Genomic DNA, 26,021 nt, shown 5'->3' with positions numbered 1-26,021 from the left:
TTTGGTGTTATTACATCATTTTATCTTTTTTCATTGAATTATCAGACGGCATATTTTTCATCTTGTTAGATTTCATATTTTCTTCCATCCGCTCCATTTTTTTCATACTGTCAGATTTCATATTTTCTTCCATCTGCTCCATTTTTTTCATCTTGTCAGATTTCATATTTTCTTCCATCCGCTCCATTTTTTTCATACTGTCAGATTTCATATTTTCTTTCATCTGTTCCATTTTTTTCATACAATTCCCGTCCATAGTTTGATCACAATCTTTCATCATATCAGCGGCGTAGGTACTGCCGGCAAAACAAAGGGCGAATAAAGTTTGTGTTGTAAATTTTAATGTTTTCATATGTTACTCCTAGAGTGTTTTGTTAAATGTGAATTTACAGAAAGAATATCTTTCGTTACATTAGTCGGTTGAGAGCTGAAATTCTTACAAAATTTTTAAACTTTTTTATTTTATGGAAATAGAACAACTTATTTCATCAAAAGAGATGCTTGATATTCGCACTCAAATGTTAAGTTTTGCCCAATTGCAATTAAGGGATCCTCTTTTAGCTGAAGATCTTGTGCAAGAAGCTTTCGTTAGTGCATTAAAAAATATTAATGTATTTAGAGGGCAATCTGCGCTAAAAACATGGATTTTTGCTATTTTAAAAAACAAAATTCTGGATTATTTGCGCATAAAAGAACGTTTTGTTCTTGAAAGTGATTTAATTGACGAAAAGAACAATTCATTTTTTGATGAACAAGGACATTGGAAAAGTGAATATGAACCGAAAGATTTACAACAAAATGAAAATGAAGTGTATTGTGATGAATTTTGGCGGATCTTTGAAATTTGTTTAAATCATTTACCGGCAAGGCAAGCAAGAGTATTTATGATGCGTGAATATTTGGAGTTATCGACAGACGAAATTTGTAAGGAAGCCGCAATCAGTGTATCGAATTTACATACCTCACTTTATCGTGCAAGATTGCAATTACAGTATTGTTTATCAAATAAGCTTGAGGGAGAATAATATTAACGATGAATTGTTTGCAGACTACACAGAAATTATCAGAATCACAGGAACGCCGTTTGACGTTAAAAGAACAAATTGGTGTAAAATCACATCTTCTTATCTGCCCGCATTGCCGTAATTTTCAACGAAATTGTGCAAGTTTAAGTCATTTGATAAAACAATTTAGAGCAAAATAAAAAGTGCGGTCAGATTTTAAAAAGTTTTGGGTATTTTGGGTTTCCATTAAAGTTATAGATCTCAAGGCGTAGTAACTAGATATTTACATGCTTTAATTTTTTAATTGAAAAGCAATGTTTTTAAGTGTTATGCAACAGTTGCATAACACTGCTTTTTTTACCGCTTTTTTACTTATTGATTTTTCTTCGCTTTTTTCGATTTTTTCCATTTCCAAAATAGGAAAACGGCAAGAATGGTGACAAGAATATAAATAACTATTTGCCCTTTTTGAATTTGCGCATGTAACCAATCTAAGTTTTTAGCACCGAATTCACCTAGATAAACCCAAATTGGTACGGAAATAATGGCAGCACAGAAATCAATGAATACGAAACGTGTATAGCTTACACGGCGTGTAATACCGGAAACCATATAAATCGGAGCGCGTAAGCCCGGAAGAAAACGAGCCACAAATAATACACGATTACCGTATCGGGCGAATTTCTCACGTACCATTTTTAAACGCTGTAAGGTTACGATTTTACGCATAAGTCGGAAACGCAAAATTTTTGTACCATAAATACGCCCAAGCCAGTACATACAAGAATCACCGGCAAGTACACCAATCATACTCACCAACAACATTAAATGAGAATTAACACTTTCAGGATAAAGTCCGGCAATAACCCCACCGGAAACAAGAGTGATATCTTCAGGGATCGGCACGCCAAAACCGCAGATAATTAAGACAAAAAGTACAGCCCAGTAACCGTAATCAGTGAAAAAGCTAATAAGAAATTCCATTCTGTTCCCGATATATTGTTATTCATAAATTAGTTGTCAAAAATTGGGGGCTATTCTAATCGCTTAATACCAAATTGCCTAGAAAAAATTTGCGTCAGCAATTGGAATCTTTTATAATCTGCGCCCTCAAAGCAATGCTTTGGGTCAATTTAGGAAAATTGCTGGGTCGCCTGCAGTTTTTTAATTTTAACTCAATTAAAGAGAACATTAATATGGCATTTAAATTTAACGCTGAAGTTCGTTCTGAGCAAGGTAAGGGTGCGAGCCGCCGCCTGCGTCATAATGGTCAAATTCCTGCTATCGTTTACGGTGGCAATGAAGCACCGGTTTCAATCATCTTAAATCACGATGAATTAAACAATGCACAAGTTCACGATGCTTTCTATTCTGATGTAATTACATTAGTGATTGATGGTAAAGAAGTGGCTGTAAAAGTTCAAGCAATGCAACGCCACCCATTCAAACCGAAATTGGTTCACATTGACTTTAAACGTCAATAATCTGGTATTGACGCGGGTTTAAGTTGATTTTATTTCCGAAATAACTTTTGATTTTGTGTGAAAAAATATTAATAAAATCAATAACGCTAAAAATAGTTTCGGAATGTATTTGTGACATAAAGCTCATTGGTAAAACAATGAGCTTTATTATTATAACTAGACGAATGTTTAAGCTGTAATTAAAGGGTTTGAGCTCGGTACAATATCGAACTCAAACCCTTTGCTAAATTGTCTAACTTTTTGGGGTAGATCAAAAAGATCGATGCCCTTTATTATGATTGCATTTTTAGCCCGTATTACGCATTCCCGCAGCAATGCCGGTGATACTAATCATCAAGGCTTGCTCTATATCCGGATTAGGGTGATCCGGGTTTTCACGGAAGCGGTGGAGAAGCTCGACTTGCAATAAGTTGAGTGGATCGGTGTAGATATTGCGTAATGCAATGGATTCGGCGATCCAAGGTAAATCGGACATTAGCTCATTACGATGAGAAAGTGAAAGCACGGTTTGAATATCCGCCTGTAGCTGTTGACGTAGGTTTTCGCCTAAATACCAAAGCTCTTTTTTTACTAAACGCTGATCGTATTGTTGAGAAAGCCATACGTCAGATTTACTGAATACCATTTCCAACATACCGATTCGGGTGGAAAAGAACGGCCAGGTTTGACACATTTCTTGGATAATATCGCCTTTGCCGTTTTCAATCACTTGACGAACGGATGCGCCGGCACCTAACCAAGCAGGAAGCATTAAGCGGTTTTGCATCCAAGCAAAGATCCAAGGGATCGCACGAAGACTTTCTACGCCGCCATTCGGGTTACGTTTTGCAGGGCGTGAGCCGAGCGGCAGTTTCGAGAGTTCCTGCTCCGGTGTCGCACTGCGAAAATAAGGCACGAAATCTTTGTCTCCGCGCACTACATTGCGATAAATTTCGCAAGAAATGGCGGAAAGTTCATCCATTACTGCACGCCATTCAGGTTTAGGTTCCGGCGGAGGTAAGAGATTCGCTTCTAAGATTGCACTGGCATAGAGATCAAAGGTTTCGACCGCAACGGCAGGTAAACCGAGTTTAAATCGGATCATTTCACCTTGCTCCGTTACACGCAAGCCGTTTTTCAATGAACGAGGCGGTTGAGAAAGTAATGCCGCGTGAGCCGGTGCGCCACCTCGACCGATTGTACCGCCACGACCGTGGAATAAGGTTAATTCAATGCCAAGTCTTTCCGATAAATTTACCAACGCTTCTTGCGCACGATATTGCGCCCAAGACGCTGCCATCATACCCGCATCTTTGGCGGAATCCGAATAGCCGATCATCACCATTTGACGATTATTAATTACACCGCGATACCAGCCTATATTGAATAATTGGTTCATCACTTCTTCCGCCGCATCTAAGTCATCTAGCGTTTCAAAAAGCGGTACCACCGGAATATGGTAAGGCACGCCTGCTTCTTTTAATAATAAATGTACAGCAAGCACATCTGAAGCGGTACGTGCCATCGAAATGATATAACACGCAATAACACCTTGTTTTTGTTCGGCAATCACTTTGCAGGTATCCAGAATTTCTTGTGTTTCTGCGGAAGGCTGCCAATTTTGCGGAATAAGCGGACGACGTGAGCTTAATTCACGAATTAAGAAAGCTTGCTTGTCGTCTTCCGTCCATTGGGAATAATCGCCTAATCCGATGTAGCGTGTGATTTCCGCAATAGCATCGGTATGACGGGTACTTTCTTGGCGAATATCCATTTGTGACAGGGTGACCCCAAAGCAACGAATACGATGTAGAATATCTAAAAGTGAACCGTTCGCAATAATGCGCATACCGCACGCCATTAAGGATTGATAGCAATCGTAAAGCGGCTCCCAAAGTTGTTCGTCTTTTAAAATAATGTCACATTCTGAAACACGAGGCATACGATTTGCCAGTAAATCATCAAAGTAGGCAAGGGTGGCATTAAGTTTTGTGCGTAAGCCCTTCACCACGACACGATAAGGCTCTAAATGGTCACCGTATTTAGCACGAAATTCCTCTGTACATTTCACCATCGAAAGTTCATCAACTAGTTCGCCGATGTCTTTTAAGAATAAATCCGCTGCTTTCCAACGTGCGAAGTGAAGCACTTTACGTGTAATTTTTGCGGTTACAAATGGGTTGCCGTCCCGATCTCCGCCCATCCAAGAGGAAATGCGCACCGGCTTTAAGCCAACAGGTAAATCGTAGCCTAAAAATTCACGGGCGTTTTCGTTCAGTTGGCGTAAAAATTCCGGTACGGCTTGCCAGAGGCTGTTTTCCAACATCGCAAATCCCCATTTCGCTTCGTCAAAAGGCGTTGGGCGAACGGTACGAATCTCGTTAGTGTGCCACGCTTCTGCGATTAAACGGAGCAGTAAACGTTCAATAATGCCACGTTCTTTTGGTGTGAGATCATTATGTTCTAATTTGCTTAAACATTTATTGATTTCAACGTGTTTATGAATGAGAGAACGGCGTGTGGTTTCTGTTGGGTGTGCCGTTAAAACTAGTTCGATCAACAGTTTTTCAATGGTGGCATAAACGGTTTCTTTTGAAGCGTTTTCCGCTTTCAGGCGGGTAAATAAACTGTGTAAAGAACGCTCGGAAGGCGCTTTTGTGGAATGTTCGCGAGAAATCGTTTGGTATTGTTCGGCAATATTGGTGAGATTTAGAAATTGGCTGAATGCCCGTGCTACCGGAATAATATTGTCGGTCGAAATATTTGCGAGGGTGGTGAGCAATTCTTGACGGGCTTTATCGTCACCTGCGCGTGAATCTCGTGATAATTTGCGGATATTTTCGATTAATTCGAGAATATCCGAACCTTGGGCATCGCTAATGGTTTCCCCGAGAAAACGACCTAACATATTGATATTATTACGTAAGGTTGCGTATTCTTGTGTCATACAAACTCCTAAAAAGTAAGACAAAATAAAACTGGGTGTAGATATAACTAAAAATAGGTGGAGGGTCAAACTCTATGATAGAAAAGATTGATAAAAAGCAAGAAAAATCAATTTTCTTTAAAAATTGACCGCACTTTCTGTACTTTATTTAAAAGTGCGGTTAAATTTCGGGAAGTTTTATAAAATAGTTTTAACGGATTTTCTTGGAACTAATTCAGGGTGAATATCAATCCGGCTACGAACTTGAGGGGTATTTTCCTTGTCTTTTTGTGCAATGCGTTCAAAGAGTAAATTCACCGCTTGCGCACCTAATCTGGATTTTGATTGGTGAATGGTGGTGAGCGGCGGTGCATAAAAACGTGAGGAATGGATGTTATCGTAACCAATCACGGAAATATCTTCCGGCACTCGTAAACCTTTTTCGGTGATGGCTGAAATTGCACCGAGCGCCATTACATCGTTACAACAGAACACGGCGGTTGGTAATTCCGCTTGGATAAGGATTTTATTCATACATTCATAACCGTCTTCCGGTTCAAAGTAGCCTTCCATCACCCAGTTTTTGTTAATCGTGAGATTGGCGTCCTGCATGGCTTTTTCAAAGCCGTCATAACGGTTTTTGGCCGTTGTTTTACTTAGTTCACCCGCAATAATACCGATTTTTTTATGGCCGCAATCAATCAGATGCTTTGTCGCAAGATAGCCACCGGCAAAGCTGTTATCTTCAATAATATCCGTATTGCTATTTGGCCCCCAATCCATCACAACCATTGGAACGGTTGAAGAATTGGAAAGCAAATCAAGAGAGCTTTGGGTGTATTCCGAACACATAACCAACAGCCCATCTACCCGCTTTTGAGCCAGCATATCTAAATGATTTTTGATTTTTTCAGGATCATTTTGAGTGTTACATAAAAAGAGGGAGTAGCCTTGGCGATAGCAGTGTTCTTCAACCGCATGAATGATCTCTGCAAAATAAGGCGCTTCACTGGTAGTGACGATCATACCGATAGATTTTGTGGTATTCACTTTCAAACTTCTGGCGACCGCACTTGGAGAATATTTTAAGGTTTTAATTGCATATTGAACGGCTTCTTCCGTTTCTTTTGCCACAAATCGGGTTTTATTAATTACGTGGGAAACGGTGGTCGTGGATACTCCCGCCATTTTTGCCACATCTTTAATTGTTGCCATAATTCGGTTTTCTCAGAATAAATTTTTCCTATTATAAAGACTGCTTTGAAATAAGTTAAATATTGAATAAATATTTTTTAAAAAAAGGTCGTTTTTTTTATTTTTCTTGCTAGAATGAGGACGTTTTAACATCAATAATAAGGAGTGAACATGAGTGATTTCGGTTATGCAATGATTGCTGTGGTATTTAGTATGGCTTTTATTGTGGGTTTAGCACTTGCTATCTTTTAATCAATAAGATAGTTTGTTCAATCACCGCATTTTGTTTTAAACAAAGTGCGGTGATTTTTTTAGGTGTTTTTTGCTTGAGCACTAAAAATATGGTAAAACTAACATCGTTTTATTCACTTAACTAACATAGGAAGTACAATGTCAAACTTACAAGCAATTATTGAAGCTGCCTTTGAAAAACGCGCAGATATTACGCCAAAAAACGTGGATGCGGAAACTCGGGCTGCGATTGAAGAAGTTATCGAGGGTTTGGATAGCGGTAAGTATCGTGTGGCAGAAAAAATTGGTGGTGAATGGGTAACACATCAATGGCTAAAAAAAGCGGTGTTGCTTTCATTCCGTATCAATGATAACGAAATCATTGACGGTGCAGAAACAAAATATTACGACAAAGTCGCACTAAAATTTGCAGATTACACGGAAGAACGTTTCCGGCAAGAAGGTTTCCGAGTCGTTCCGTCCGCAACCGTTCGTAAGGGCGCATACATTTCTAAAAACTGCGTGTTAATGCCGTCTTATGTGAATATCGGTGCATACGTGGGTGAAGGTACTATGGTGGATACTTGGGCGACCGTGGGGTCTTGTGCGCAAATTGGTAAAAATGTTCACTTATCGGGTGGTGTGGGCATTGGTGGCGTATTAGAACCATTACAAGCCAATCCGACCATTATCGGTGATAACTGCTTTATCGGCGCACGTTCCGAAGTCGTTGAGGGGGTAATCGTTGAGGACGGTTGTGTGATCTCTATGGGGGTATTTATCGGTCAATCCACCAAAATCTACGATCGTGAAACCGGCGAGATTTACTATGGCCGTGTACCGGCAGGATCTGTTGTCGTTTCCGGTAGTCTTCCGTCAAAATGCGGTAAATATAGCCTTTACTGTGCTGTTATCGTGAAAAAAGTTGATGCGAAAACCCTAGGCAAAGTAGGTATCAACGAATTATTACGTTCGATTGAAGAATAGTTAAAAAGGCGATTTCTATGCCTTGCGGCACCGTTAGCGGAGCCAACATTCAAAATCTAAAGATTTTTTGACCGCACTTTGTATCACAATGTGCGGTCAATTTTTTTATAATGAATTAAAATCGCGGTAGGCTATTTCTTTTTCGCCAGCATTGTCACAAATTTCATTTTAATACGATTACCGTTTTCATCGGTTTTATGTAATTCACCCATTTCTTCGTTGTATTTTACAAACTCCCAGCCTTGATAATAGGATTTTAATTCGTTTTCTTTAAAGGTGAAGGAAAACGGAAGAGGGCAAGGAATATCATCTGTGGACATTGCCGCTACGATTAAGTTATAGCCGCCTATATTGGTGTGTTCTTGCATATTTTTAATAATGGCAGGCACACGTTCAGGATCTAAGAACATAAACACCACGGTGGAGAGAATAAAGTCGTAGTTTTCTTGAATGTTTGCACTGTTGATGTCGTAAAGTGCGGTCGAAATTGAGAGATTTTCTTTCGTTTTGGTTTCATTCAAGAAAGTAAGGCTGTTTTCATTATGATCCCAAGAGGTTACATCAAAGCCCAATAAGCTCAAAAAGAGTGAATTTCGCCCTTGCCCACTGCCGAGATCGAGTGTTTTGCAAGGTTTAATGGATTTAGCTGCCGCTTTTACCTCTGAATGTGTTGCGGTCATATTATATTTTTTACTGAAGTAATCTTCTTTTTTGCAATAAAAGCCAAGCGTGCATTCTAAATCCTCCGTTAAGGCTTCTACGCGGTGCCAAGCTTGTGGTTCGACAAACGGAATTTCGCTTTCCGGTGTGAAAATATGCTCGGCAATGACATCCCCTTCTTCCGTTAATTCGTAAAATTTTAGTTTCCCTTTGAGAATGCTCAACTTGCCCCAAGTGCCGACTTTTGTATTGTGTTTTTCTTGAAACATTTGAGGCAGTTTGTCTTTTGTCCAAACCGGCATTTGTTTGTAGCAGATTAATTCGTTTTTCATAGTTTTCTCCAAATTGATAAATAGTTGAGTGATATGGTAGGTTATAAATCACTTTCTTTCAACTAAAAAACCAAAAAAGCGACCGAAGTCGCTTTTTGTAAACATCAATTCGCTTGATTATTTCACCTGCATACCGGCTGTAACACCGCTATCGGCGGAAAGCAAGAATAAATCACTTCCGCCCGTGCCGGCAGATAGAATCATCCCTTCCGATATGCCGAACTTCATTTTACGTGGCGCAAGGTTTGCTACCATAATTACAAACCGCCCCTCTAATTCTTCAGGCTTATTGTAAGCCGCCTTAATGCCGGAGAAAACTTGGCGGCGGTGATCACCGAGATCCAATTCAAAGCGGAGAAGTTTATTTGATTCAGGAACCGCTTCGCATTTTAATACTTTTGCTACGCGCATATCGAGTTTGGCAAAATCATCAATGGTGATGGTATCTGCGATGGGTTCGATGTTAGAAAGTGCGGTCGATTTTGTCGCTGTTTTTTCTGCCGTTTCATTCGCTTTGGCGAATAAGGCTTTTGTTTCGTCCACTACGGCATCAATTTGTTTTTTATCTAAACGGGAAAACAGAGTTTTAAATGGCGAAAGAGTACGGTCTAATAAAGGTTGATCGATATTATCCCAACGTAATTCGGTTTGTAAGAAGGCTTCAGCCCGTTCGGCCAGTTTAGGGAGAACCGGTTTGAGGTATGTTATTAACACACGGAATAATTCGATACCCATTGAACATACTGCTTGTAATTGCGCCTCTTTTCCTTCTTCTTTTGCGATCACCCAAGGTGCTTTATCATCAATATATTTATTGGCTTTATCGGTTAATGCCATAATTTCGCGGATGGCTTTGCTAAATTCGCGAGTTTCATACAAATTTGCAATTTGTGCCGCTTGAGAGGCAAATTCAGCAAATAAAGCTTCATCTTCCAATTTATCCGCTAATTTGCCATCAAAGCGTTTTGCGATAAAACCCGCATTGCGAGAAGCTAAGTTTACGAGTTTGTTCACAATATCCGTGTTCACCCGTTGAATGAAATCTTCTAAATTGAAATCAAGATCTTCAATTCGATTGTTGATTTTTGCCGCATAGTAATAACGCAAACATTCCGGATCAATGTGGTTTAAATAAGTGTTTGCTTGAATGAACGTACCGCGTGATTTTGACATTTTCGCACCGTCCACCGTTACATAACCGTGAGCAAATACATTGGTCGGTTTGCGATAGCCACTGCCTTCCAACATCGCAGGCCAAAATAGACTGTGGAAATACACAATATCTTTACCGATAAAGTGATAAAGTTCCGCTTCACTGCCTTCAGCCCAAAATTCATTAAAATCTACACCCTCACGATCGCAAAGATTTTTGAATGACGCCATATAACCAATCGGCGCATCCAACCATACATAGAAAAATTTGTCTTTTGCATCCGGAATTTCGAAACCAAAATACGGCGCATCCCGAGAAATATCCCATTGTTGTAAACCGCTTTCAAACCATTCTTGCATTTTGTTTGCGATTTCTGGTTGCAGCGAACCGGAACGCGTCCATTCTTGCAACATATTTTCAAATGCAGGTAAATCGAAGAAAAAATGCTCGGATTCTTTAACGATCGGTGTCGCACCTGAAACGGCGGAGCGAGGGTTGATTAAATCCATTGGGCTATAAGTGGAAGCGCAGACTTCGCAGTTATCGCCATATTGATCTTCCGCTTTACATTTCGGGCAAGTGCCCTTTACGAAGCGATCCGGTAAAAACATATTTTTTTCCGGATCGTAGAGTTGAGAAATCACTTTTCTTTTAATAAAACCGTTCGTTTTTAATTTATTATAAATTTCAGCGGTGATTTGTTTGTTTTCCTCGCTGTGAGTGGAATGATAGTTATCAAAGCTGATATTGAAGCCGGCGAAATCGCGCACGTGATCGGCTTTTGCTCGGGCGATAAGTTCTTCCGGTGTAATGCCTAATTTATCGGCGTTTAACATAATCGGCGTGCCGTGTGCGTCATCAGCACAAACAAAATAAACTTTATTACCGCGCATACGTTGAAAACGCACCCAAATATCCGCTTGAATGTGTTCTAACATATGGCCTAAATGGATTGCACCATTGGCATAAGGAAGGGCGCAAGTTACTAAAATTTTACGGGCTTGATTCGACATTGTTAATCTCTTTTTATCACACAAAAAATTGCCCGTATCTTACCTGATAAAGGGGATTTTTTCTAGTTTGAAAAACTTTAGCTTAACAGACCGCACTTTCCGTGTTTAAATATGCCCGACAAATTTACTCTACTTATTGGAAGATCTTATGGCAACTTATTTTTCCGACAATCTTAGTGCGGAACAACAAAATCAAATTCAACAAATCATTCAACAATTTCAACATCCGAGCCTGCAAAAAGATTTGATTGCGCTCAACACATTAAAAAAAGTGGAGAAGGGCGGTGAAACCCTGCGCATTGAATTGCAATTACCTTTTGCTTGGAATAGCGGTGTTGAGCTGCTAAAACAAACCTTATCCGATAACTTATTAACAGCAGCGGATTGTAAATCAATTAAATGGTTGGTGAATTATCAAATCGCCACGTTGAAACGGGCGAATAATCAACCGGCAGTAAAAGGGGTAAAAAATATTATCGCCGTGACTTCCGGTAAAGGCGGTGTGGGCAAATCCAGTGTTTCGGTAAACCTTGCACTGGCACTTCAGGCTCAGGGGGCACGAGTAGGGATTTTGGATGCCGATATTTATGGCCCTTCTATTCCGCATATGTTGGGTGCGCCACACCAACGCCCTACATCACCGGATAATCAACACATTACCCCTATTAAAGCGCACGGCTTATCAGCCAATTCCATCGGTTTTTTAATGGATGAAGAAAATGCGACCATTTGGCGAGGACCAATGGCGAGCAGTGCGTTAAGTCAATTGCTTAACGAGACATTGTGGGATAGTTTAGATTATTTGGTCATTGATATGCCCCCGGGGACAGGCGACATTCAACTTACCTTATCCCAACAAATTCCGGTAACGGGCGCTATTGTGGTAACAACACCGCAGGATATTGCCTTGCTTGATGCAGTAAAAGGCATCTCTATGTTTGAACGTGTTTCCGTACCTGTGCTTGGCATTGTAGAAAATATGTCAATGCATATTTGCAGCAACTGTGGTCATCACGAAGCGATTTTCGGCACAGGCGGTGCGGAAAAAATGGCGGAAAAATATAACGTAAAAGTGCTGGCGCATTTGCCATTGCACATTCGCATTCGAGAAGATCTGGATAACGGTAATCCAACCACCATTGCCGCACCGGAAAGCGAAATCGCCCAAGCTTTCTTACAACTTGCAGAAAAAGTTTCTACCGAACTTTATTGGCAAGGTTCTGTGATTCCAAGCGAGATTTTGTTTAGAGAAGTGAAATGATATGAGAAAGGCTGTGTTTACAGCCTTTTTTGATAGAAAAAACGTTGAGAAATTTAACCGCACTTTCACTACATCAATGTAGATCACCTTCACATTAAGAATATAGCAAATCAATGATACGACTAAAAATCGGGAAAAGTTTGCTGCATTTGCAGGGCGGGAGAATGTAAATATCGAGTTAAGTAGAAAGCTACATAAGATCCCCGCCGCATAGCCAATAGCATTGGCAATATACAGATTAAACTGACTTGCAGTTAGTCCGAATATGATAATTGTTGTTAGCAGCGTATTGCAGATTCCAACGAGAACATATCGTGAAAACATATGACTTAGCTTTATTGCCCCATATTCTTCACTGATTTTAAAAATCCCTGTGCGCTGTTAAATACGGCGGATTTCCCTTGTGCGGTTAGAATCATATCGGACATTTCACGGAATGCGCCTTTTCCTCCGCCTAAAGAAAGGACATAATCTGCTGCATTTTTTACATAAAGAGGCGCATCTGCTACGGCGAAAGAAAGTCCGCATACGGCAAATGCGGGAAGATCTACGCTATCATCGCCAATATAAGCGGTTTGTTCCGGTGAGACATCGGCTTGTTTTATTAAGTCAAAACAGGCGGTTTCTTTTTCGAGTTTCCCGAGAAAAAACAATTTAATACCGAGATCTGCAATTCGACGACGTAAAATATCGGAATCTCTGCCGGAAAGCACGGCGACTTGAATACCGGCATCAATGAGCATTTTTATGCCTAACCCATCGCGAACGTGAAAACTTTTCATCGTTTCTCCATTGGCATTATAGTGGAGTAAGCCGTCTGTTAGCACGCCGTCCACATCGGTGATAACGAATTTAATATTTTCGAGTTTTTGTTGCATTATTTGTTCCTTAGCTTGAAAATTCCACTAAACCTACGACGTGATTTTCATCATTCACGACTACAAGGGAATGGATTTTTTGGGATTTCATAAAGTCTTCCGCTTTCGCTAAAAATTCATTTTGATGAATGGTTTTTGGTGATTTGGTCATAAAATCTTGTGCCGTTTTATTTAATGTTTCTGCTCCATTGGCGGTTAAAGCCCGGCGAATATCGCCATCGGTGATGATGCCTTTGAGTTGTTGATTTTCCATCACCAATGCGACCCCCATTCTTCCTTCATTCATTACACTTAAGCAATCCGTGAAGCCGGTTGTCGGTTGAATGATAGGTAAGCGGGTTTGCATTTGATCTTTTACTCTGCACAATAAACGACGACCAAGGCTACCACCCGGGTGGAATTTGGCAAAGTCTGCCGGTTGGAAATCTCTAGCGGTGATTAATGCAACCGCAAGTGCATCGCCAAGTGCGAGGGTCACAAGAGCTGATGTGGTCGGGGCAAGATTATTCGGACAAACTTCACGTTCAACGGTAATATCTAACACATAGTCTGCGTGGCGACCGAGGGTTGAATTTTTATTGCTGGTAACGGCAATGATTTTGTTACCGAAGTTTTTGAGACTTGGGATAAGTTTATTGACATCATCGGTTTCGCCACTGTAAGAAATCAACACTACAATATCTATCGGTTTTAGCATTCCGAGATCGCCATGGAAGGCTTCTGTGGGATGTAAAAAGAAACTTGGTGTGCCGGTAGAAGCCAAGGTGGCGACTATTTTCTTTCCGATTAAGCCCGATTTTCCGATTCCGCCGATAACAACACGGCCTTGGCAAGCTAAAATAAGTTCTACCACCTTGTTGAAGTCTTCATCTAAACGTTGGCTTAATTGTGTTAAGGCGTGGCTTTCAACAGAAAGGGTATCGCGGGCGATTTGTAAATAATTCATCATTTATACCTAAAGTGCGGTTGAAATTGTGCCTATTTTAGCGGAAGGAAAGAAAAAAACGAATGAAAATTTGACCGCACTTTCATTAATCCCTATACTACGCGCCGAGTCGGTTAGACAATCGCTGGTTTATTGAAGCCCTTAACCGTAGTAATACGACCTAGTGGGACAAGTAAACGAGAGGAAAGTCCGAGCTACACAGGGCAGAGTGCCGGATAACGTCCGGGAGGCGTGAGCCTACGACCAGTGCAACAGAGAGCAGACCGCCGTGTAAACGGTAAGGGTGAAAGGGTGCGGTAAGAGCGCACCGTGCCATCGGTAACGATTGGCAGCAGGGTAAACTCCACTCGTAGCAAGACCAAATAGGAACTCAATGAATGGCCCGTTCAGAGTTCGGGTAGGTTGCTTGAGCGGCGGAGTAATCCGTCGCCTAGATGAATGATTGTCCAAGACAGAACTCGGCTTATCGACCGACTCACAAAACTTTTTTAGAAATGACCGCACTTTAGTTCGTATTGAAAAATGAACGGCATTATGTAGCACTTGCACAAATCACCGTAGCAACTGTGTCTAACATAAAAAATTAGACCTTGTTTAATCCACCTTAACAGTGGACAAATGGTAAGACGCATCCCATTTTTCATGACGTTTAACTAACGCATTCATAATGGTCAACAACTTACGCATACAAGCCGTGAGAGCCAATTTTTTGGCTTTACCTCGTGCAACCAATCGGTTATAAAAAGCTTTAAATACGGGTTCGTGCCGTACGGCGGATAACGCCGCCATATATAAGGCATTGCGTACTATCGCACGACCTCCTTGGCAAAAGGATTTGCCTTTCCATTGTCCGCTTTCTCTGACATGGGGTATCACGCCAACGAGCGAGGCAATGCGTTTTGAGGACAATTTACCAAGCTCGGGCAATTGGGACATCAAGACGGCTACACAGTTTTTGCCGATGCCTTTGATGTCAGTGATAAGCTCGGCTTTATCCTTAAAATGTCGGGTATTATCGTCAATATCTTGGTCGAGTTCGGCAATCATTTTGTCCAACATTTCAATATGTTGTGAAATATTTTTCTGCTGTGTTTCGTGGCTTTGCTGTAAGCGATTCAATTCCGCAACCCGCATATCGACAAGCTGACGGCGGCGTACCACAAGGGCTTCAAGCCGTTCTTCCGCTTCGGTGAGCGGGGTGTAAAGTAATTTCTCCGCTTCGCCTTTGATATCAAGGTTTTGACCGTAAAAAGCGAGGTTAATCGCATCCTTGGCATCGGTTTTCGCCGCACTTTGCGAACGGGCATATTGTGCGGCTTTTTGCGGATTGGCGACCAATACCCGATAGCCTGCTCGCGCGAGGGCTTTAGCCACGGGGATTTCTAAACCACCGGTTGCTTCAAGTGTCACCAATGCAATATCAAAACGGCTCAGATAATCCAATAAATGGGCAATGCCTTTGGGATTATTGGTTTCCGTTTTGGTTTTCTTGTGATTGGAAAGTCCAATGACAAGGGATTTTTTAGCCACATCAATGCCGCAATAAAGAGGGATAGTGTTCATCATTAACCTGCCTTGTATTCGGGTTTGAAGTTCAACATAGTCAACTGTTCGGTTTTCCTGATGATGGTTATCCACGCCTACGCTACGAAACGAGTTTTTACTCTAGGGTGCACCAAGCTGTGGATAACATTGTGTTGTTTGTTGCGAGTTTATCAGAGTTTTAATATACAAGGGTGCCGTTAGGCGAAGCCGTAACGCACCGATAGAGGGTTTAATGATGAATTCTCTTTGTGCAACTGCTACATAATACCGAAAATGAATTAAAGTGCGGTCGTTTTTTATTGTGATTTTTCTTCATTAATCTTTGTAGATTTCATTATACAAACCGCTTTCAAATTGCACTAACGGCGCGCGTTTGGTTTTACTTTCGAGATCGCCGGTAGAGTAGCCGTTAATAAATTGGACGAAAGCGACTTTTTCACCGCGTGCGTTGGTCATAAAGCCGGCTAGGTTATAAACGCCTTTTAATGACCCGGTTTTGGCGATGACATTTTTTACCAAAGGGGGATTGATTAAACCGCCACGCCCGCTAATCGTGCCGTCTACACCGGCGATGGGAAAGGTTTCCGTTAACTGTAATTTATCCTCATTTTTAGCAATATATTCCAATACGGAAAGCATTGTTTTGGGGGCGACTAAGTTATGGCGTGAAAGCCCTGAACCATCGGCTAAAATGCTGTTACCGAATTTAATACCTTGTTTTTGCAATACGGATTTTACCGCTAATGTGCCAAGCTGGAAGGAGGCCGGGCGTTTGTAATAATGATAGGCGATGGCACGGAATAAAGCATCGGCAATTTGATTGTCGGATTTTTTCATCATTTTTTTCAATAAATCAGGTAAAGATTTGGAGAAATGCTTTGCGAGCAATTCTCCTTGTTGTGGTTTTTGAGGTTGTAATACTTTACCGTTAAATTCAATACCTAGACGTTTTAATTGACGTTGCACGATAGCTGCGGCATAGGCATCAGGATCTTGCACGGCAAAACTTAAACCGAAAGGTTTGGCTTGACGTGCAAGACAGCCTTTTACTTGGTAGCGATTGTTATCATGCACCACGACATCCAATTGACAATATGGAGCTTCTTTTGCGTCTGCGACATAAACTTGCCCGAACACTTGAATCGGGAATTGTGCCGGCACATTGATTTTTACCATTTCTCCCGGTGTTTGATTGGCATCCAATTCTGCATAAAAGCAGTTGTTGTCGATATTAGCGGCGGAGGGAGGGGAATTGAAGCACATGGTTAAATCATTCCAAATCCAACCTAAACCGCGATCGTGACTTGAGAAAACGGAGGTATCTAATACCAAATTGCCGTTAATTTTATTAATACCTTGTTTTTTTAGTTCTGCCAATAAGCCATAAAGTTGACCGCTGGTGAGATTAGGATCACCGGTAAAGCGTATAATCAAATTGCCGTCTAAAACATTATTCTGAATTTTGCCGTTCGTTAAAAGGGCGGTTTCAAATTTGAATTCATCGCCCAAAACCAATTTTGCCGCAACGGCAGTGAACACTTTTTGCGTACTTGCGGGAAGCATAAATATATCACCACGATAATCGGCAATGATGTTATTTTGATTTAAGTTTTTGGCAATAACAGAGGCACTTGCTCCTTCCGGTAATAACCGGATCAAAGAAGCAATATCCACTTCTGCAACAGCAGGAATTGAAAGACTAAAAGAGAGAAAAAGAGTACGAAGTGCGGTTGAAATTGAAGATAATTTTGCCATATTTTCAGGTTATCGGTTGCTATTTTTTTTCAGACGAACAATAATAGCCATCGACTAAGTGAGAGTAAATCATTTTTCTCATTTCAATCTATTTTATTTGACTGCGGCAAAATCTCAGATCTTGCCGTGGTTTTCTTTTGACTAAATTTTGAGGAAAACATTCTATGAAACAAATCCCAATGACGGTTCGCGGTTCAGAACAGTTAAGAGAAGAATTAGATTTTTTAAAAAATGTACGCCGCCCGGAAATTATTAAGGCGATTGCGGAAGCACGCGAGCATGGCGATCTAAAAGAAAATGCGGAATATCATGCCGCTCGTGAGCAGCAAGGTTTCTGTGAAGGACGTATTCAGGAAATTGAAGGGAAATTAGCGAATTGCCAGATTATCGATGTCACCAAAATGCCGAATAACGGAAAAGTTATTTTTGGGGCGACGGTGGTTTTAGTGAATGTCGATACGGAAGAAGAAGTCACTTATCAGATTGTAGGGGATGATGAAGCGGATATTAAATCCGGTTTGATTTCCGTTAATTCACCGATTGCACGCGGTTTGATCGGTAAAGAATTAGACGATACGGTAAATATTACAACGCCGGGTGGGACGGTTGAGTTTGAAATTATTGAAGTAAATTATATTTAGTGAATGATTAAGAAAAAGTGCGGTTAAAACCTTTCCGAATTTTAACCGCACTTTTCAAATTACTTACGGGGAAGTTGGATTTTTGCTTCTTCGCTCGGGCGGTAAAGCACTAAAATATGACCGATAGTTTGAACTTGAGCCGCGTTGGTTTCGCGTACAATAGCATCAATAATTAATTGTTTGGTTTCACGATCGGCGCCTGCGATTTTTACTTTAATAAGTTCGTGATGATCAAGGGCGTTTTCGATCTCGGCTAACACTCCTTCGGTTAAGCCGTTACCGCCAAGCATAACCACCGGGTTTAGATGATGTGCAAGACCTTTTAAAAATTGTTTTTGTTTGGTTGATAAGGTTGTCATAAGAAATCCTATAAAAAATAAATGCGAATAGTAAAAAGAGCGGCAGAAAAAACGAAGTTTTTGATGTTTTTTAGACGCTACAAGTCTTGAATTCGGCAGATTGTACCCAAATATAGGCGAAACGCCTACAAAAATAACATAAAAGATAGAGATTATGGGAAAGAAAAAACGTTCGGCGAGTTCTTCTCGTTGGTTAAACGAACATTTTAAAGATCCGTTTGTACAGAAAGCGCATAAGCAAAAATTACGTTCTCGCGCTTATTTTAAATTGGATGAAATTCAACAAACGGATAGATTATTCAAACCCGGTATGACGATCGTTGATCTTGGCGCAGCACCGGGCGGTTGGTCACAATATGCGGTGAGCCAAATCGGTGGTAAGGGGCGTGTTATTGCTTGCGATATTTTAGAAATGGCACCGATTGTCGGCGTTGATTTTTTACAAGGTGATTTTCGTGATGAGAATGTGCTAAACGCACTTTTGGCACGTGTGGGTGAAGATAAAGTAGATGTGGTGATGTCCGATATGGCGCCGAATTTCAGCGGAATGCCTTCGGTGGATATTCCACGTGCAATGTATTTGGTAGAGCTCGCCTTAGATATGTGCAAACAAGTGTTGGCAGCGAAAGGCGGTTTTGTGGTGAAGGTATTCCAAGGTGAAGGCTTTGATGAATATTTAAAAGAGATTCGTTCTCTTTTTAATGTTGTAAAAGTGCGTAAACCGGAGGCTTCACGTGGGCGTTCACGTGAGGTTTATATTGTTGCGACAGGCTATAAAGGCTAATTGCTTTGATAGCTTTTCATCATTAGCAATATATAGTATCTTGTGACGATTTTTATTAACTTAGAAAAAGGCAGGTTAAGCTTTGAACGATATGGTCAAAAATTTGGTGCTCTGGATTGTAGTGGCGGTTGTTATGATGACAGCTTATCAGAGCTTCAACTCTTCTTCGGTGGAAAACTCAACCGATTACACTACCTTTGTTTATGATGTAAGTAACGGTCAAGTGAAAGAGGCACGTTTTGATACCAATGAAATTACGGTAACAAAAAATGACGGCTCAAAATATATGACCGTGATGCCGCCATTAGAAGACAAGAAATTACTTGATGATTTATTGAGTAAAAAAGTGAAAGTAGAAGGTACGCCGTTTGAAAAGCGTAGCTTTCTTTCACAAATTTTGATCTCTTGGTTCCCGATGTTATTCCTTGTGGGCGTGTGGATTTTCTTTATGCGTCAAATGCAAGGTGGTGGCGGTAAAGCCATGAGCTTCGGGAAAAGTCGGGCAAAAATGCTAAATCAAGATCAAATCAAGGTAACTTTTGCCGATGTGGCAGGCTGCGATGAAGCCAAAGAAGAAGTGGGTGAAATCGTTGATTTCTTGCGTGATCCAAGTAAATTCCAAAACTTAGGCGGTAAAATTCCTAAAGGTATTTTGATGGTAGGCCCGCCGGGCACCGGTAAAACCTTGCTAGCAAAAGCGATAGCGGGTGAAGCAAAAGTACCGTTTTTTACCATTTCAGGTTCTGACTTTGTGGAAATGTTTGTCGGTGTAGGTGCTTCTCGTGTTCGTGATATGTTTGAGCAAGCGAAGAAAAATGCACCTTGCTTGATTTTTATCGATGAAATCGATGCGGTAGGTCGTCAGCGTGGTGCTGGTTTAGGCGGCGGCCATGATGAACGTGAGCAAACTCTTAATCAAATGCTTGTTGAAATGGATGGTTTCGGTGGCAATGACGGCGTGATTGTCATTGCGGCGACTAACCGTCCGGATGTGTTAGATCCGGCGTTAACACGTCCGGGGCGTTTTGACCGTCAAGTCGTGGTAGGGCTTCCGGATGTTAAAGGTCGTGAACAAATTTTACGGGTGCATATGCGTAAAGTACCATTAGCTGATGATGTCGATGCAATGACTTTGGCGCGCGGTACACCGGGGTATTCAGGGGCGGATTTAGCAAACTTAGTCAATGAAGCGGCGTTGTTTGCAGCTCGCAATAATAAGCGCACCGTTTCTATGCTTGAGTTTGAAAAAGCGAAAGATAAAATCAATATGGGGCCTGAACGTCGCACGATGATTATGACGGAGAAACAAAAAGAATCTACCGCTTACCATGAGGCAGGTCACGCGATTGTAGGGTATTTAGTTCCTGAGCATGATCCTGTACATAAAGTGACGATTATTCCTCGTGGTCGGGCATTAGGTGTTACTTTCTTCTTGCCGGAAGGTGACCAAGTTAGCATCAGCCAAAAACAATTAGAAAGTAAACTTTCAACCCTTTATGCAGGGCGTTTGGCTGAAGATTTGATTTACGGTGAAGAAAATATCTCTACCGGTGCATCAAATGATATAAAAGTGGCAACCAATATTGCGCGTAATATGGTGACACAGTGGGGCTTCTCGGATAAGCTTGGTCCGATCCTCTATTCTGAAGATGAAGGTGAAGTGTTCTTAGGTCGCTCCATGGCGAAAGCAAAACATATGTCGGATGAAACCGCACATGTCATTGATGAAGAGGTTCGTGAGATCGTTACACGTAACTATGAACGTGCAAGACAGATCCTTATCGACAATATGGATATTTTACACGCAATGAAAGATGCGTTAGTGAAGTATGAAACGATCGAAGAAGTACAAATTAAACAATTAATGAATCGAGAACCGGTTACTCCGCCTTCAGGTTGGGAAGAACCGAAAATGTCACAAGCCGCTTATTCAAATAGTACGGAGAATAAGCCGGAAAGTACGGTCGAAAAATCGTAAGATTTTGACTTATAAAACGGAAGCCTTCCTGATGAGGAAGGCTTTTTAACGGATGATAGAAAGTATTTAAAAACAATTATCAGTGATTTGCTGACTTATTATTCTTTTCTCTAGCGGATTCCGCTATAATTTGTCGGCTTAAATTCATCTTAAAAATTAACCGCACTTTATGAAACTTTACGCAAATAACAAATGTCTTGACTTATCAACGCCCCAAATTATGGGAATTTTAAATTTTACACCGGATTCTTTTTCTGATAGCGGACAATTTTTTAATCTTGATAAGGCATTGTTTCAATTAGAAAAAATGCTAAATGAAGGAGCAACAATTATTGATATCGGTGGTGAATCCACACGCCCTATGGCGGATGAAGTATCGGAACAGGAAGAACTTCAACGTGTTGTTCCTTTAGTGGAAGCGGTGCGTCAACGTTTTGATTGTTGGATTTCTGTGGATTCTTCAAAAGCGGTTGTGATGCGGGAAGCGGCAAAAGTCGGAATGGATTTAATCAATGATATTCGAGCTTTGCAAGAACCGAATGCGTTACAAACGGCAGTGGAATTAGCGTTGCCTGTTTGTATTATGCATATGCAGGGACAACCTCGCACGATGCAAACAAATCCCTATTACGAAAATGTGGTGCAAGAAGTGTTTGATTTTTTACATAAACGCACGAACGAATGTATTACGGAAGGTGTGAAAAAAGAAAACTTAATTTGGGATATGGGGTTTGGGTTTGGTAAAACGGTTCAACATAACTACAAATTATTACAGCAATTAAATGTTTTTTGTGGAGAAGGCTATCCGGTGCTTGTCGGTATGTCACGCAAATCAATGATTGGGGCGGTGTTGGATAAGCCTGTTGAAGAAAGAACTGTCGGCAGTGCCGCCGGGGCATTAATTGCGGCTCAGAACGGGGCAAAAATTTTGCGTGTACATGATGTGGCGGCAACATCTGATGTTCTTAAAATTTGGCAGGCAATGCAAAACGCTTAATTAATCGAAAATTAAAGGAATTTTTATTATGGCAGATCGTAAATATTTTGGTACGGACGGCGTGCGCGGAAAAGTGGGAACTTACCCGATTACACCTGACTTTGCATTAAAATTAGGTTGGGCTGCGGGCAAGGTATTAGCTTCACAAGGTTCAAAAATCGTGTTAATCGGCAAGGATACGCGCATCTCCGGTTATATGCTGGAATCCGCATTAGAGGCAGGTTTAGCCGCAGCAGGACTATCTGCTGCATTTACCGGCCCGATGCCGACCCCGGCAATTGCTTATTTAACCCGAACTTTCCGAGCTGAAGCGGGAATTGTGATTTCCGCCTCTCATAATCCTTATTACGATAACGGGATTAAATTTTTCTCTGCGCAAGGCACAAAATTGCCTGATGAGATTGAGGAAGCCATTGAATCAATGCTTGAGCAACCGATGGATTGTGTTGAATCCGCTGAGTTGGGGAAAGCCAGCCGTATTAATGATGCAGCCGGTCGTTATATTGAATTTTGTAAAAGCACATTTCCGGCACATCTTGGTTTAGAAGGTTATAAAATTGTTGTCGATTGTGCAAATGGCGCAACTTACCATATCGCGCCGAATGTCTTGCGTGAATTGGGTGCTGAAGTGGTTGAGATCGGCACGAATCCGAATGGGTTGAATATCAATGATAAATGTGGCGCAACGGATGTGCGTGCATTGCAAGAAAAGGTGTTGGAGGTAAATGCCGATGTCGGTTTAGCCTATGATGGTGATGGCGATCGTATTATGATGGTGGATCATCTTGGAAATAAAGTTGATGGCGACCAAATCCTCTTTATTATTGCCCGTGAAGCATTACGTTCAGGTCAGTTAAAAGGTGGTGTGGTCGGCACATTAATGAGCAATATGAGCCTTGAAGTTTCGTTAAAAATGTTAGGCGTTCCTTTTGTGCGGGCAAATGTGGGCGACCGTTACGTACTAGAAAAAATGGTTGAACACGGTTGGACACTTGGCGGTGAAAATTCCGGTCATATTATTATTTCCGATAAAAATACCACTGGTGATGGCATTATTGCCTCCTTAGCGGTATTAGCGGCGATGGTTCAGCATAAACTTTCTTTAAACGAACTTGCAGGAGCGGTACAACTATTCCCCCAAGTTTTAATTAACGTACGCTTTGCCGGTGGTGAAAATCCATTAGAAAGTGATGGAGTCAAAGCTGTAGCGGCAGAAGTGGAGAAACGTTTAGTAGGCAAGGGGCGTATTTTATTACGCAAATCAGGCACAGAGCCGTTAATTCGGGTTATGGTGGAATGTCAAGATGCTGAACTTGCACAGCAATATGCGGAAGAAATTGCTGAGGCTGTAAAGAAAAATTAACCTACTTTTGACCGCTCTTTTTCAAGAGTGGTCGTTTTTATTGTAACTTAGGAAAGCAATATGAGAATTTTCATTATGCGTCACGGCGAATCGGAAGTGATGGCAAAAACAGATAAAGACCGTCATCTCACCCCGTATGGTAAGAAACAGGCTTTTGCACAAGGTAACTGGTTAAAATCATTTGCAAGCTCATTTCAGCGCATTTTGGTGAGCCCTTATACCCGTGCGTTGGAAACTTTTGAGCAAGTAAATTTGGCTTTTGATGGGGAGTTAAATTCAAATCTTGAAATTTGGGAGGGAATTACACCCTATGGTTCTGCCGAACTGGTTACAGACTATCTTTCCGTACTAGAAAGTGAAGATGTTGAATCCGTATTGATTGTTTCACATTTGCCCTTAGTGGGTGAAATTGTCGCCGAACTTTATGGCAAACGAAATCCGATTAATTTTTACCCTGCAACGATCGCTCAGGTGGAATGGAAAGAGGGAAAAGGGGAAATTATTAGTCATCATTATCCCCCGGAAATGCTTTAATTTTGGTTAAGATATAATCTTTAGCTTGATTTTTCACCTTTACAAAAAAATAAATTTTAAATAGGGAACTTTTTAAAAGTTATGTAATTTCAATGGGTTGGCAATAAATTAACTTTATAATGATGAAATTTACTTTTTCATAAAATGTAAATTTTGTTGTAAGGTATTTTCTTTTAGATTTTTTTTCGTAAACTATTGTGTGCAAAGCAGATAAGCTTTGGAAATCTATTTAACCCTTTATAGGAGATAAAAAATGAAAAAATCAGTATTAGCAGCATTAGTACTAGGTGCAAGCTTAGCGGTAACAGGCTGTTTTGATAAACAGGAAACCTCTCAAAAGGTTGAAGCCGCAAAAGATGCGGTAACTAACGCGGCTGCTGATGTAAAAGATGCGGCAGCAAATGCAGCGGCAGATGTGAAAGATTCGGCAAAACAAGCTGCATCAGATGTGAAAGAAGCAGCTGTGAATGCAATGGATTCAGCAAAATCTGCGGCTGAAGATGCTAAAAATAAAGCGATGGAAAAAGCGGCTGAAATGAAAGATGCAGCGGTAGAAAAAGTTGAAGAAGCGAAAGAAGCTGCGAAAGCAAAAGTTGAAGAAGCAAAAGATGCTGCAGTGTCTAAAGTAGAAGAAATGAAAGGCACCATGGCAGATATGAAAGAGGCTGCGACAAATAAAGCGACCGAAATGAAAGAAGCGGCGGCAGAAAAAGTAGATGCGGCAAAAGAAGCTATGTCTTCAATGAAAGATAAAGCGACTGAGAAAGCTTCAGAAGCGATGGATGCGGTAAAAGAAGCGACCAAATAATCAGATTAAAATCTGATAATCCCTACCGGTACTATCCTGTAGGGATTTTCTTTTTTAAGGATAAAAATAATGTTATGTACGATTTATAGAAGCAAGAAAAAACCGGGGAGTTATCTTTATATTCAAAAACGTGATGATTTTTCAGTTGTACCAGAAGCTTTATTAACACATTTTGGTAAACCTGAACTTGTGATGATGTTTAATCTGGCAGGTAATAAGCCGCTACATAATGCCGATAAAAATGAGGTTCGAGAGAAAATTGAATCACAAGGCTTTTATTTACAAATACCAAAGCAAGATGATGGTTTATTTAATAGTTTGAGTGAGATCAAATAATTGTTTTATTTTCTCCTAAAAATAATAAATTTTGCGTTAGCGCAAATTTTTTATTTAAAAACTCCTTTAAAATCTACCGCACTTTTAGTGCTGTCGTTTTTATGCCTATTAAATTGAATTTTAAGGAGATAGAATGAGTAGTTTTTTTATTGCAGGGACTGATACAAATGTTGGTAAAACAACAGCTTGCCGTGCAATTATTCAAGCACTACAAGATAGCGGTATCGATATTGTAGGTTTTAAACCTATTGCTTGTAACGCTGAACCAAGTGCTTATCCCGTAGGACAAGAGTTTTTGTCTGATTATGATAATAAAGAAAATAGTGATGTTGTCACATTGATGAATTCAACAGCACAAGATGTACTTTATGAAGAGATCAATAGCTACACTTTTAATCATACGTTGCCAATGCTGGTTGAGGCAAAAGAAAGGATAAAGCTTGATAAAATCAACAAAACGCTTGAAAAACTCAACCAAAAATATCAATCCGTTGCTGTGGAAGGGGCATTCGGCTTATTAACCCCAATGGCAGAGGGAAAGAGTTTCGGAGATTGGGTAAAAGATAGAAATATGCCGGTTGTACTCGTCGTAGGAATAAAAGACGGCTGCATTAATCACGCCTTGTTAACTGTTCAGGCTATTCGCAGTTTAGGTGTGCCTCTGCTTGGGTGGGTGGCGAATCGGGTTAACCCGCTCTTAAGCCATTATGCTGAAATTGTTGATTTTTTAGAGAGCAACATCAATGCGCCGTTACTCGGAAAAATTCCTTATGTGCATAAACCTGAAACTCAGGAGTTAGGTCATTACCTCACCAATATTGATCGTTTGATGTATGTTCAAACGAAACAGGTAAAGTAAAAAATGCGGTTAAA

At 40.7% G+C, this 26,021-nt stretch carries 26 protein-coding genes and 1 other RNA gene; 15 read left to right on the top strand and 12 right to left on the bottom strand.

Annotated elements, in window-relative coordinates:
* Positions 1-10 precede the first annotated feature (10 nt).
* Positions 11-352 (bottom strand): DUF4175 domain-containing protein, encoded by a 342-nt coding sequence (locus HEMROJRC1_RS00930; RefSeq protein WP_226691200.1) that lies wholly within the window; start codon positions 350-352, stop codon positions 11-13.
* Positions 353-464: 112 nt separating this feature from the next.
* Between HEMROJRC1_RS00930 and HEMROJRC1_RS00925 the strand changes: the two genes are divergently transcribed.
* Positions 465-1,025, top strand: a complete 561-nt coding sequence (locus tag HEMROJRC1_RS00925; protein WP_226691199.1) for a sigma-70 family RNA polymerase sigma factor — start codon at positions 465-467, stop codon at positions 1,023-1,025.
* 8 nt (positions 1,026-1,033) lie between these two features.
* A complete protein-coding gene (locus HEMROJRC1_RS00920) occupies positions 1,034-1,204 on the top strand; it encodes a zf-HC2 domain-containing protein (protein WP_226691198.1) in 171 nt (56 codons plus the stop codon).
* A gap of 172 nt (positions 1,205-1,376) precedes the next feature.
* Here the strand turns inward: HEMROJRC1_RS00920 and HEMROJRC1_RS00915 are convergent, their stop codons facing one another.
* Entirely contained in the window at positions 1,377-1,988 is a 612-nt protein-coding gene (locus tag HEMROJRC1_RS00915; RefSeq protein ID WP_226691197.1) for a DedA family protein, read from the bottom strand.
* Between the two features lie 212 nt (positions 1,989-2,200).
* Between HEMROJRC1_RS00915 and rplY the strand changes: the two genes are divergently transcribed.
* On the top strand, positions 2,201-2,488 hold the full coding sequence (rplY, locus tag HEMROJRC1_RS00910) for a 50S ribosomal protein L25 (RefSeq protein ID WP_226691196.1): 288 nt from the start codon (positions 2,201-2,203) through the stop codon (positions 2,486-2,488).
* Positions 2,489-2,774: 286 nt separating this feature from the next.
* Here the strand turns inward: rplY and ppc are convergent, their stop codons facing one another.
* Together ppc and purR are read right to left on the bottom strand one after the other, a co-directional pair.
* Complete coding sequence (ppc, locus tag HEMROJRC1_RS00905) at positions 2,775-5,414, bottom strand: phosphoenolpyruvate carboxylase (RefSeq protein ID WP_226691195.1); 2,640 nt, start codon at positions 5,412-5,414, stop codon at positions 2,775-2,777.
* A 177-nt stretch (positions 5,415-5,591) separates the two neighbouring features.
* Positions 5,592-6,608: an HTH-type transcriptional repressor PurR gene (gene purR / locus HEMROJRC1_RS00900; protein WP_226691194.1), complete on the bottom strand. Its 1,017-nt coding sequence runs from the start codon at positions 6,606-6,608 to the stop codon at positions 5,592-5,594.
* A 369-nt stretch (positions 6,609-6,977) separates the two neighbouring features.
* Between purR and dapD the strand changes: the two genes are divergently transcribed.
* Positions 6,978-7,805: a 2,3,4,5-tetrahydropyridine-2,6-dicarboxylate N-succinyltransferase gene (gene dapD, locus HEMROJRC1_RS00895; protein ID WP_226691193.1), complete on the top strand. Its 828-nt coding sequence runs from the start codon at positions 6,978-6,980 to the stop codon at positions 7,803-7,805.
* Positions 7,806-7,936: 131 nt separating this feature from the next.
* Here the strand turns inward: dapD and tehB are convergent, their stop codons facing one another.
* The gene (tehB, locus tag HEMROJRC1_RS00890; RefSeq protein WP_226691192.1) at positions 7,937-8,797 is read right to left on the bottom strand and encodes an SAM-dependent methyltransferase TehB; all 861 of its coding nucleotides are present in this window, start codon (positions 8,795-8,797) and stop codon (positions 7,937-7,939) included.
* Positions 8,798-8,914: 117 nt separating this feature from the next.
* On the bottom strand, positions 8,915-10,963 hold the full coding sequence (gene metG / locus HEMROJRC1_RS00885; protein ID WP_226691191.1) for a methionine--tRNA ligase: 2,049 nt from the start codon (positions 10,961-10,963) through the stop codon (positions 8,915-8,917).
* A 148-nt stretch (positions 10,964-11,111) separates the two neighbouring features.
* On the opposite strand from metG, the gene apbC reads away from it, so the two are divergent.
* A complete protein-coding gene (gene apbC / locus HEMROJRC1_RS00880) occupies positions 11,112-12,224 on the top strand; it encodes an iron-sulfur cluster carrier protein ApbC (RefSeq protein ID WP_226691190.1) in 1,113 nt (370 codons plus the stop codon).
* On the opposite strand, the gene HEMROJRC1_RS10910 is transcribed toward apbC, so the two are convergent.
* From HEMROJRC1_RS10910 to HEMROJRC1_RS00865, 3 genes are read right to left on the bottom strand one after another with little or no spacing between them, the layout of a single operon-like run.
* Entirely contained in the window at positions 12,138-12,548 is a 411-nt protein-coding gene (locus tag HEMROJRC1_RS10910; protein WP_226691189.1) for a GtrA family protein, read from the bottom strand. The genes apbC and HEMROJRC1_RS10910 overlap by 87 nt on opposite strands.
* A gap of 11 nt (positions 12,549-12,559) precedes the next feature.
* Positions 12,560-13,102 (bottom strand): HAD family hydrolase, encoded by a 543-nt coding sequence (locus HEMROJRC1_RS00870; protein ID WP_226691188.1) that lies wholly within the window; start codon positions 13,100-13,102, stop codon positions 12,560-12,562.
* Between the two features lie 10 nt (positions 13,103-13,112).
* Positions 13,113-14,048, bottom strand: a complete 936-nt coding sequence (locus HEMROJRC1_RS00865; RefSeq protein WP_226692898.1) for a KpsF/GutQ family sugar isomerase — start codon at positions 14,046-14,048, stop codon at positions 13,113-13,115.
* 105 nt (positions 14,049-14,153) lie between these two features.
* Between HEMROJRC1_RS00865 and rnpB the strand changes: the two genes are divergently transcribed.
* An RNA gene (gene rnpB, locus HEMROJRC1_RS00860) (RNase P RNA component class A) lies at positions 14,154-14,530 on the top strand.
* 112 nt (positions 14,531-14,642) lie between these two features.
* Here the strand turns inward: rnpB and HEMROJRC1_RS00855 are convergent.
* Together HEMROJRC1_RS00855 and dacB are read right to left on the bottom strand one after the other, a co-directional pair.
* A complete protein-coding gene (locus HEMROJRC1_RS00855; RefSeq protein WP_226692897.1) occupies positions 14,643-15,611 on the bottom strand; it encodes a transposase in 969 nt (322 codons plus the stop codon).
* A gap of 297 nt (positions 15,612-15,908) precedes the next feature.
* The gene (gene dacB / locus HEMROJRC1_RS00850; protein ID WP_226691187.1) at positions 15,909-17,348 is read right to left on the bottom strand and encodes a serine-type D-Ala-D-Ala carboxypeptidase; all 1,440 of its coding nucleotides are present in this window, start codon (positions 17,346-17,348) and stop codon (positions 15,909-15,911) included.
* Positions 17,349-17,512: 164 nt separating this feature from the next.
* Here dacB and greA point away from each other — a divergent pair, with 164 nt between their 5' ends.
* Entirely contained in the window at positions 17,513-17,989 is a 477-nt protein-coding gene (gene greA, locus HEMROJRC1_RS00845; protein WP_226691186.1) for a transcription elongation factor GreA, read from the top strand.
* Between the two features lie 59 nt (positions 17,990-18,048).
* On the opposite strand, the gene yhbY is transcribed toward greA, so the two are convergent.
* Positions 18,049-18,348 (bottom strand): ribosome assembly RNA-binding protein YhbY, encoded by a 300-nt coding sequence (gene yhbY, locus HEMROJRC1_RS00840; protein ID WP_226691185.1) that lies wholly within the window; start codon positions 18,346-18,348, stop codon positions 18,049-18,051.
* A gap of 154 nt (positions 18,349-18,502) precedes the next feature.
* Here yhbY and rlmE point away from each other — a divergent pair, with 154 nt between their 5' ends.
* From rlmE to bioD, 8 genes are all read left to right on the top strand, one after another.
* Positions 18,503-19,132: a 23S rRNA (uridine(2552)-2'-O)-methyltransferase RlmE gene (rlmE, locus tag HEMROJRC1_RS00835; protein ID WP_226691184.1), complete on the top strand. Its 630-nt coding sequence runs from the start codon at positions 18,503-18,505 to the stop codon at positions 19,130-19,132.
* Between the two features lie 91 nt (positions 19,133-19,223).
* On the top strand, positions 19,224-21,110 hold the full coding sequence (gene ftsH / locus HEMROJRC1_RS00830) for an ATP-dependent zinc metalloprotease FtsH (protein ID WP_226692896.1): 1,887 nt from the start codon (positions 19,224-19,226) through the stop codon (positions 21,108-21,110).
* Positions 21,111-21,279: 169 nt separating this feature from the next.
* A complete protein-coding gene (gene folP, locus HEMROJRC1_RS00825; RefSeq protein WP_226691183.1) occupies positions 21,280-22,107 on the top strand; it encodes a dihydropteroate synthase in 828 nt (275 codons plus the stop codon).
* A gap of 28 nt (positions 22,108-22,135) precedes the next feature.
* On the top strand, positions 22,136-23,470 hold the full coding sequence (gene glmM / locus HEMROJRC1_RS00820) for a phosphoglucosamine mutase (RefSeq protein WP_226691182.1): 1,335 nt from the start codon (positions 22,136-22,138) through the stop codon (positions 23,468-23,470).
* A gap of 60 nt (positions 23,471-23,530) precedes the next feature.
* Positions 23,531-24,004 (top strand): phosphohistidine phosphatase SixA, encoded by a 474-nt coding sequence (gene sixA / locus HEMROJRC1_RS00815; RefSeq protein ID WP_226691181.1) that lies wholly within the window; start codon positions 23,531-23,533, stop codon positions 24,002-24,004.
* A gap of 253 nt (positions 24,005-24,257) precedes the next feature.
* Entirely contained in the window at positions 24,258-24,812 is a 555-nt protein-coding gene (locus HEMROJRC1_RS00810) for a histone (protein WP_226691180.1), read from the top strand.
* 69 nt (positions 24,813-24,881) lie between these two features.
* Positions 24,882-25,148: a YcgL domain-containing protein gene (locus HEMROJRC1_RS00805; protein WP_226691179.1), complete on the top strand. Its 267-nt coding sequence runs from the start codon at positions 24,882-24,884 to the stop codon at positions 25,146-25,148.
* Between the two features lie 133 nt (positions 25,149-25,281).
* Positions 25,282-26,007: a dethiobiotin synthase gene (gene bioD / locus HEMROJRC1_RS00800; protein ID WP_226691178.1), complete on the top strand. Its 726-nt coding sequence runs from the start codon at positions 25,282-25,284 to the stop codon at positions 26,005-26,007.
* The last annotated feature ends 14 nt before the right edge of the window (positions 26,008-26,021 follow it).

It is taken from the genome of Rodentibacter sp. JRC1, assembly GCF_020521555.1.
Classification (GTDB): Bacteria; Pseudomonadota; Gammaproteobacteria; order Enterobacterales; family Pasteurellaceae; genus Rodentibacter; species Rodentibacter abscessus.
Note: the sequence above shows the minus strand (reverse complement) of the source record. Positions and strands in the feature narration are given on the sequence as shown.

Coding starts and splice junctions, on each gene's coding strand:
- HEMROJRC1_RS00930 (WP_226691200.1), bottom strand. CDS start 352: ATGAAAACATTAAAATTTACAACACAAACTTTATTCGCCCTTTGTTTT.
- HEMROJRC1_RS00925 (WP_226691199.1), top strand. CDS start 465: ATGGAAATAGAACAACTTATTTCATCAAAAGAGATGCTTGATATTCGC.
- HEMROJRC1_RS00920 (WP_226691198.1), top strand. CDS start 1,034: ATGAATTGTTTGCAGACTACACAGAAATTATCAGAATCACAGGAACGC.
- HEMROJRC1_RS00915 (WP_226691197.1), bottom strand. CDS start 1,988: ATGGAATTTCTTATTAGCTTTTTCACTGATTACGGTTACTGGGCTGTA.
- rplY (WP_226691196.1), top strand. CDS start 2,201: ATGGCATTTAAATTTAACGCTGAAGTTCGTTCTGAGCAAGGTAAGGGT.
- ppc (WP_226691195.1), bottom strand. CDS start 5,414: ATGACACAAGAATACGCAACCTTACGTAATAATATCAATATGTTAGGT.
- purR (WP_226691194.1), bottom strand. CDS start 6,608: ATGGCAACAATTAAAGATGTGGCAAAAATGGCGGGAGTATCCACGACC.
- dapD (WP_226691193.1), top strand. CDS start 6,978: ATGTCAAACTTACAAGCAATTATTGAAGCTGCCTTTGAAAAACGCGCA.
- tehB (WP_226691192.1), bottom strand. CDS start 8,797: ATGAAAAACGAATTAATCTGCTACAAACAAATGCCGGTTTGGACAAAA.
- metG (WP_226691191.1), bottom strand. CDS start 10,963: ATGTCGAATCAAGCCCGTAAAATTTTAGTAACTTGCGCCCTTCCTTAT.
- apbC (WP_226691190.1), top strand. CDS start 11,112: ATGGCAACTTATTTTTCCGACAATCTTAGTGCGGAACAACAAAATCAA.
- HEMROJRC1_RS10910 (WP_226691189.1), bottom strand. CDS start 12,548: ATGTTTTCACGATATGTTCTCGTTGGAATCTGCAATACGCTGCTAACA.
- HEMROJRC1_RS00870 (WP_226691188.1), bottom strand. CDS start 13,102: ATGCAACAAAAACTCGAAAATATTAAATTCGTTATCACCGATGTGGAC.
- HEMROJRC1_RS00865 (WP_226692898.1), bottom strand. CDS start 14,048: ATGAATTATTTACAAATCGCCCGCGATACCCTTTCTGTTGAAAGCCAC.
- HEMROJRC1_RS00855 (WP_226692897.1), bottom strand. CDS start 15,611: ATGAACACTATCCCTCTTTATTGCGGCATTGATGTGGCTAAAAAATCC.
- dacB (WP_226691187.1), bottom strand. CDS start 17,348: ATGGCAAAATTATCTTCAATTTCAACCGCACTTCGTACTCTTTTTCTC.
- greA (WP_226691186.1), top strand. CDS start 17,513: ATGAAACAAATCCCAATGACGGTTCGCGGTTCAGAACAGTTAAGAGAA.
- yhbY (WP_226691185.1), bottom strand. CDS start 18,348: ATGACAACCTTATCAACCAAACAAAAACAATTTTTAAAAGGTCTTGCA.
- rlmE (WP_226691184.1), top strand. CDS start 18,503: ATGGGAAAGAAAAAACGTTCGGCGAGTTCTTCTCGTTGGTTAAACGAA.
- ftsH (WP_226692896.1), top strand. CDS start 19,224: ATGGTCAAAAATTTGGTGCTCTGGATTGTAGTGGCGGTTGTTATGATG.
- folP (WP_226691183.1), top strand. CDS start 21,280: ATGAAACTTTACGCAAATAACAAATGTCTTGACTTATCAACGCCCCAA.
- glmM (WP_226691182.1), top strand. CDS start 22,136: ATGGCAGATCGTAAATATTTTGGTACGGACGGCGTGCGCGGAAAAGTG.
- sixA (WP_226691181.1), top strand. CDS start 23,531: ATGAGAATTTTCATTATGCGTCACGGCGAATCGGAAGTGATGGCAAAA.
- HEMROJRC1_RS00810 (WP_226691180.1), top strand. CDS start 24,258: ATGAAAAAATCAGTATTAGCAGCATTAGTACTAGGTGCAAGCTTAGCG.
- HEMROJRC1_RS00805 (WP_226691179.1), top strand. CDS start 24,882: ATGTTATGTACGATTTATAGAAGCAAGAAAAAACCGGGGAGTTATCTT.
- bioD (WP_226691178.1), top strand. CDS start 25,282: ATGAGTAGTTTTTTTATTGCAGGGACTGATACAAATGTTGGTAAAACA.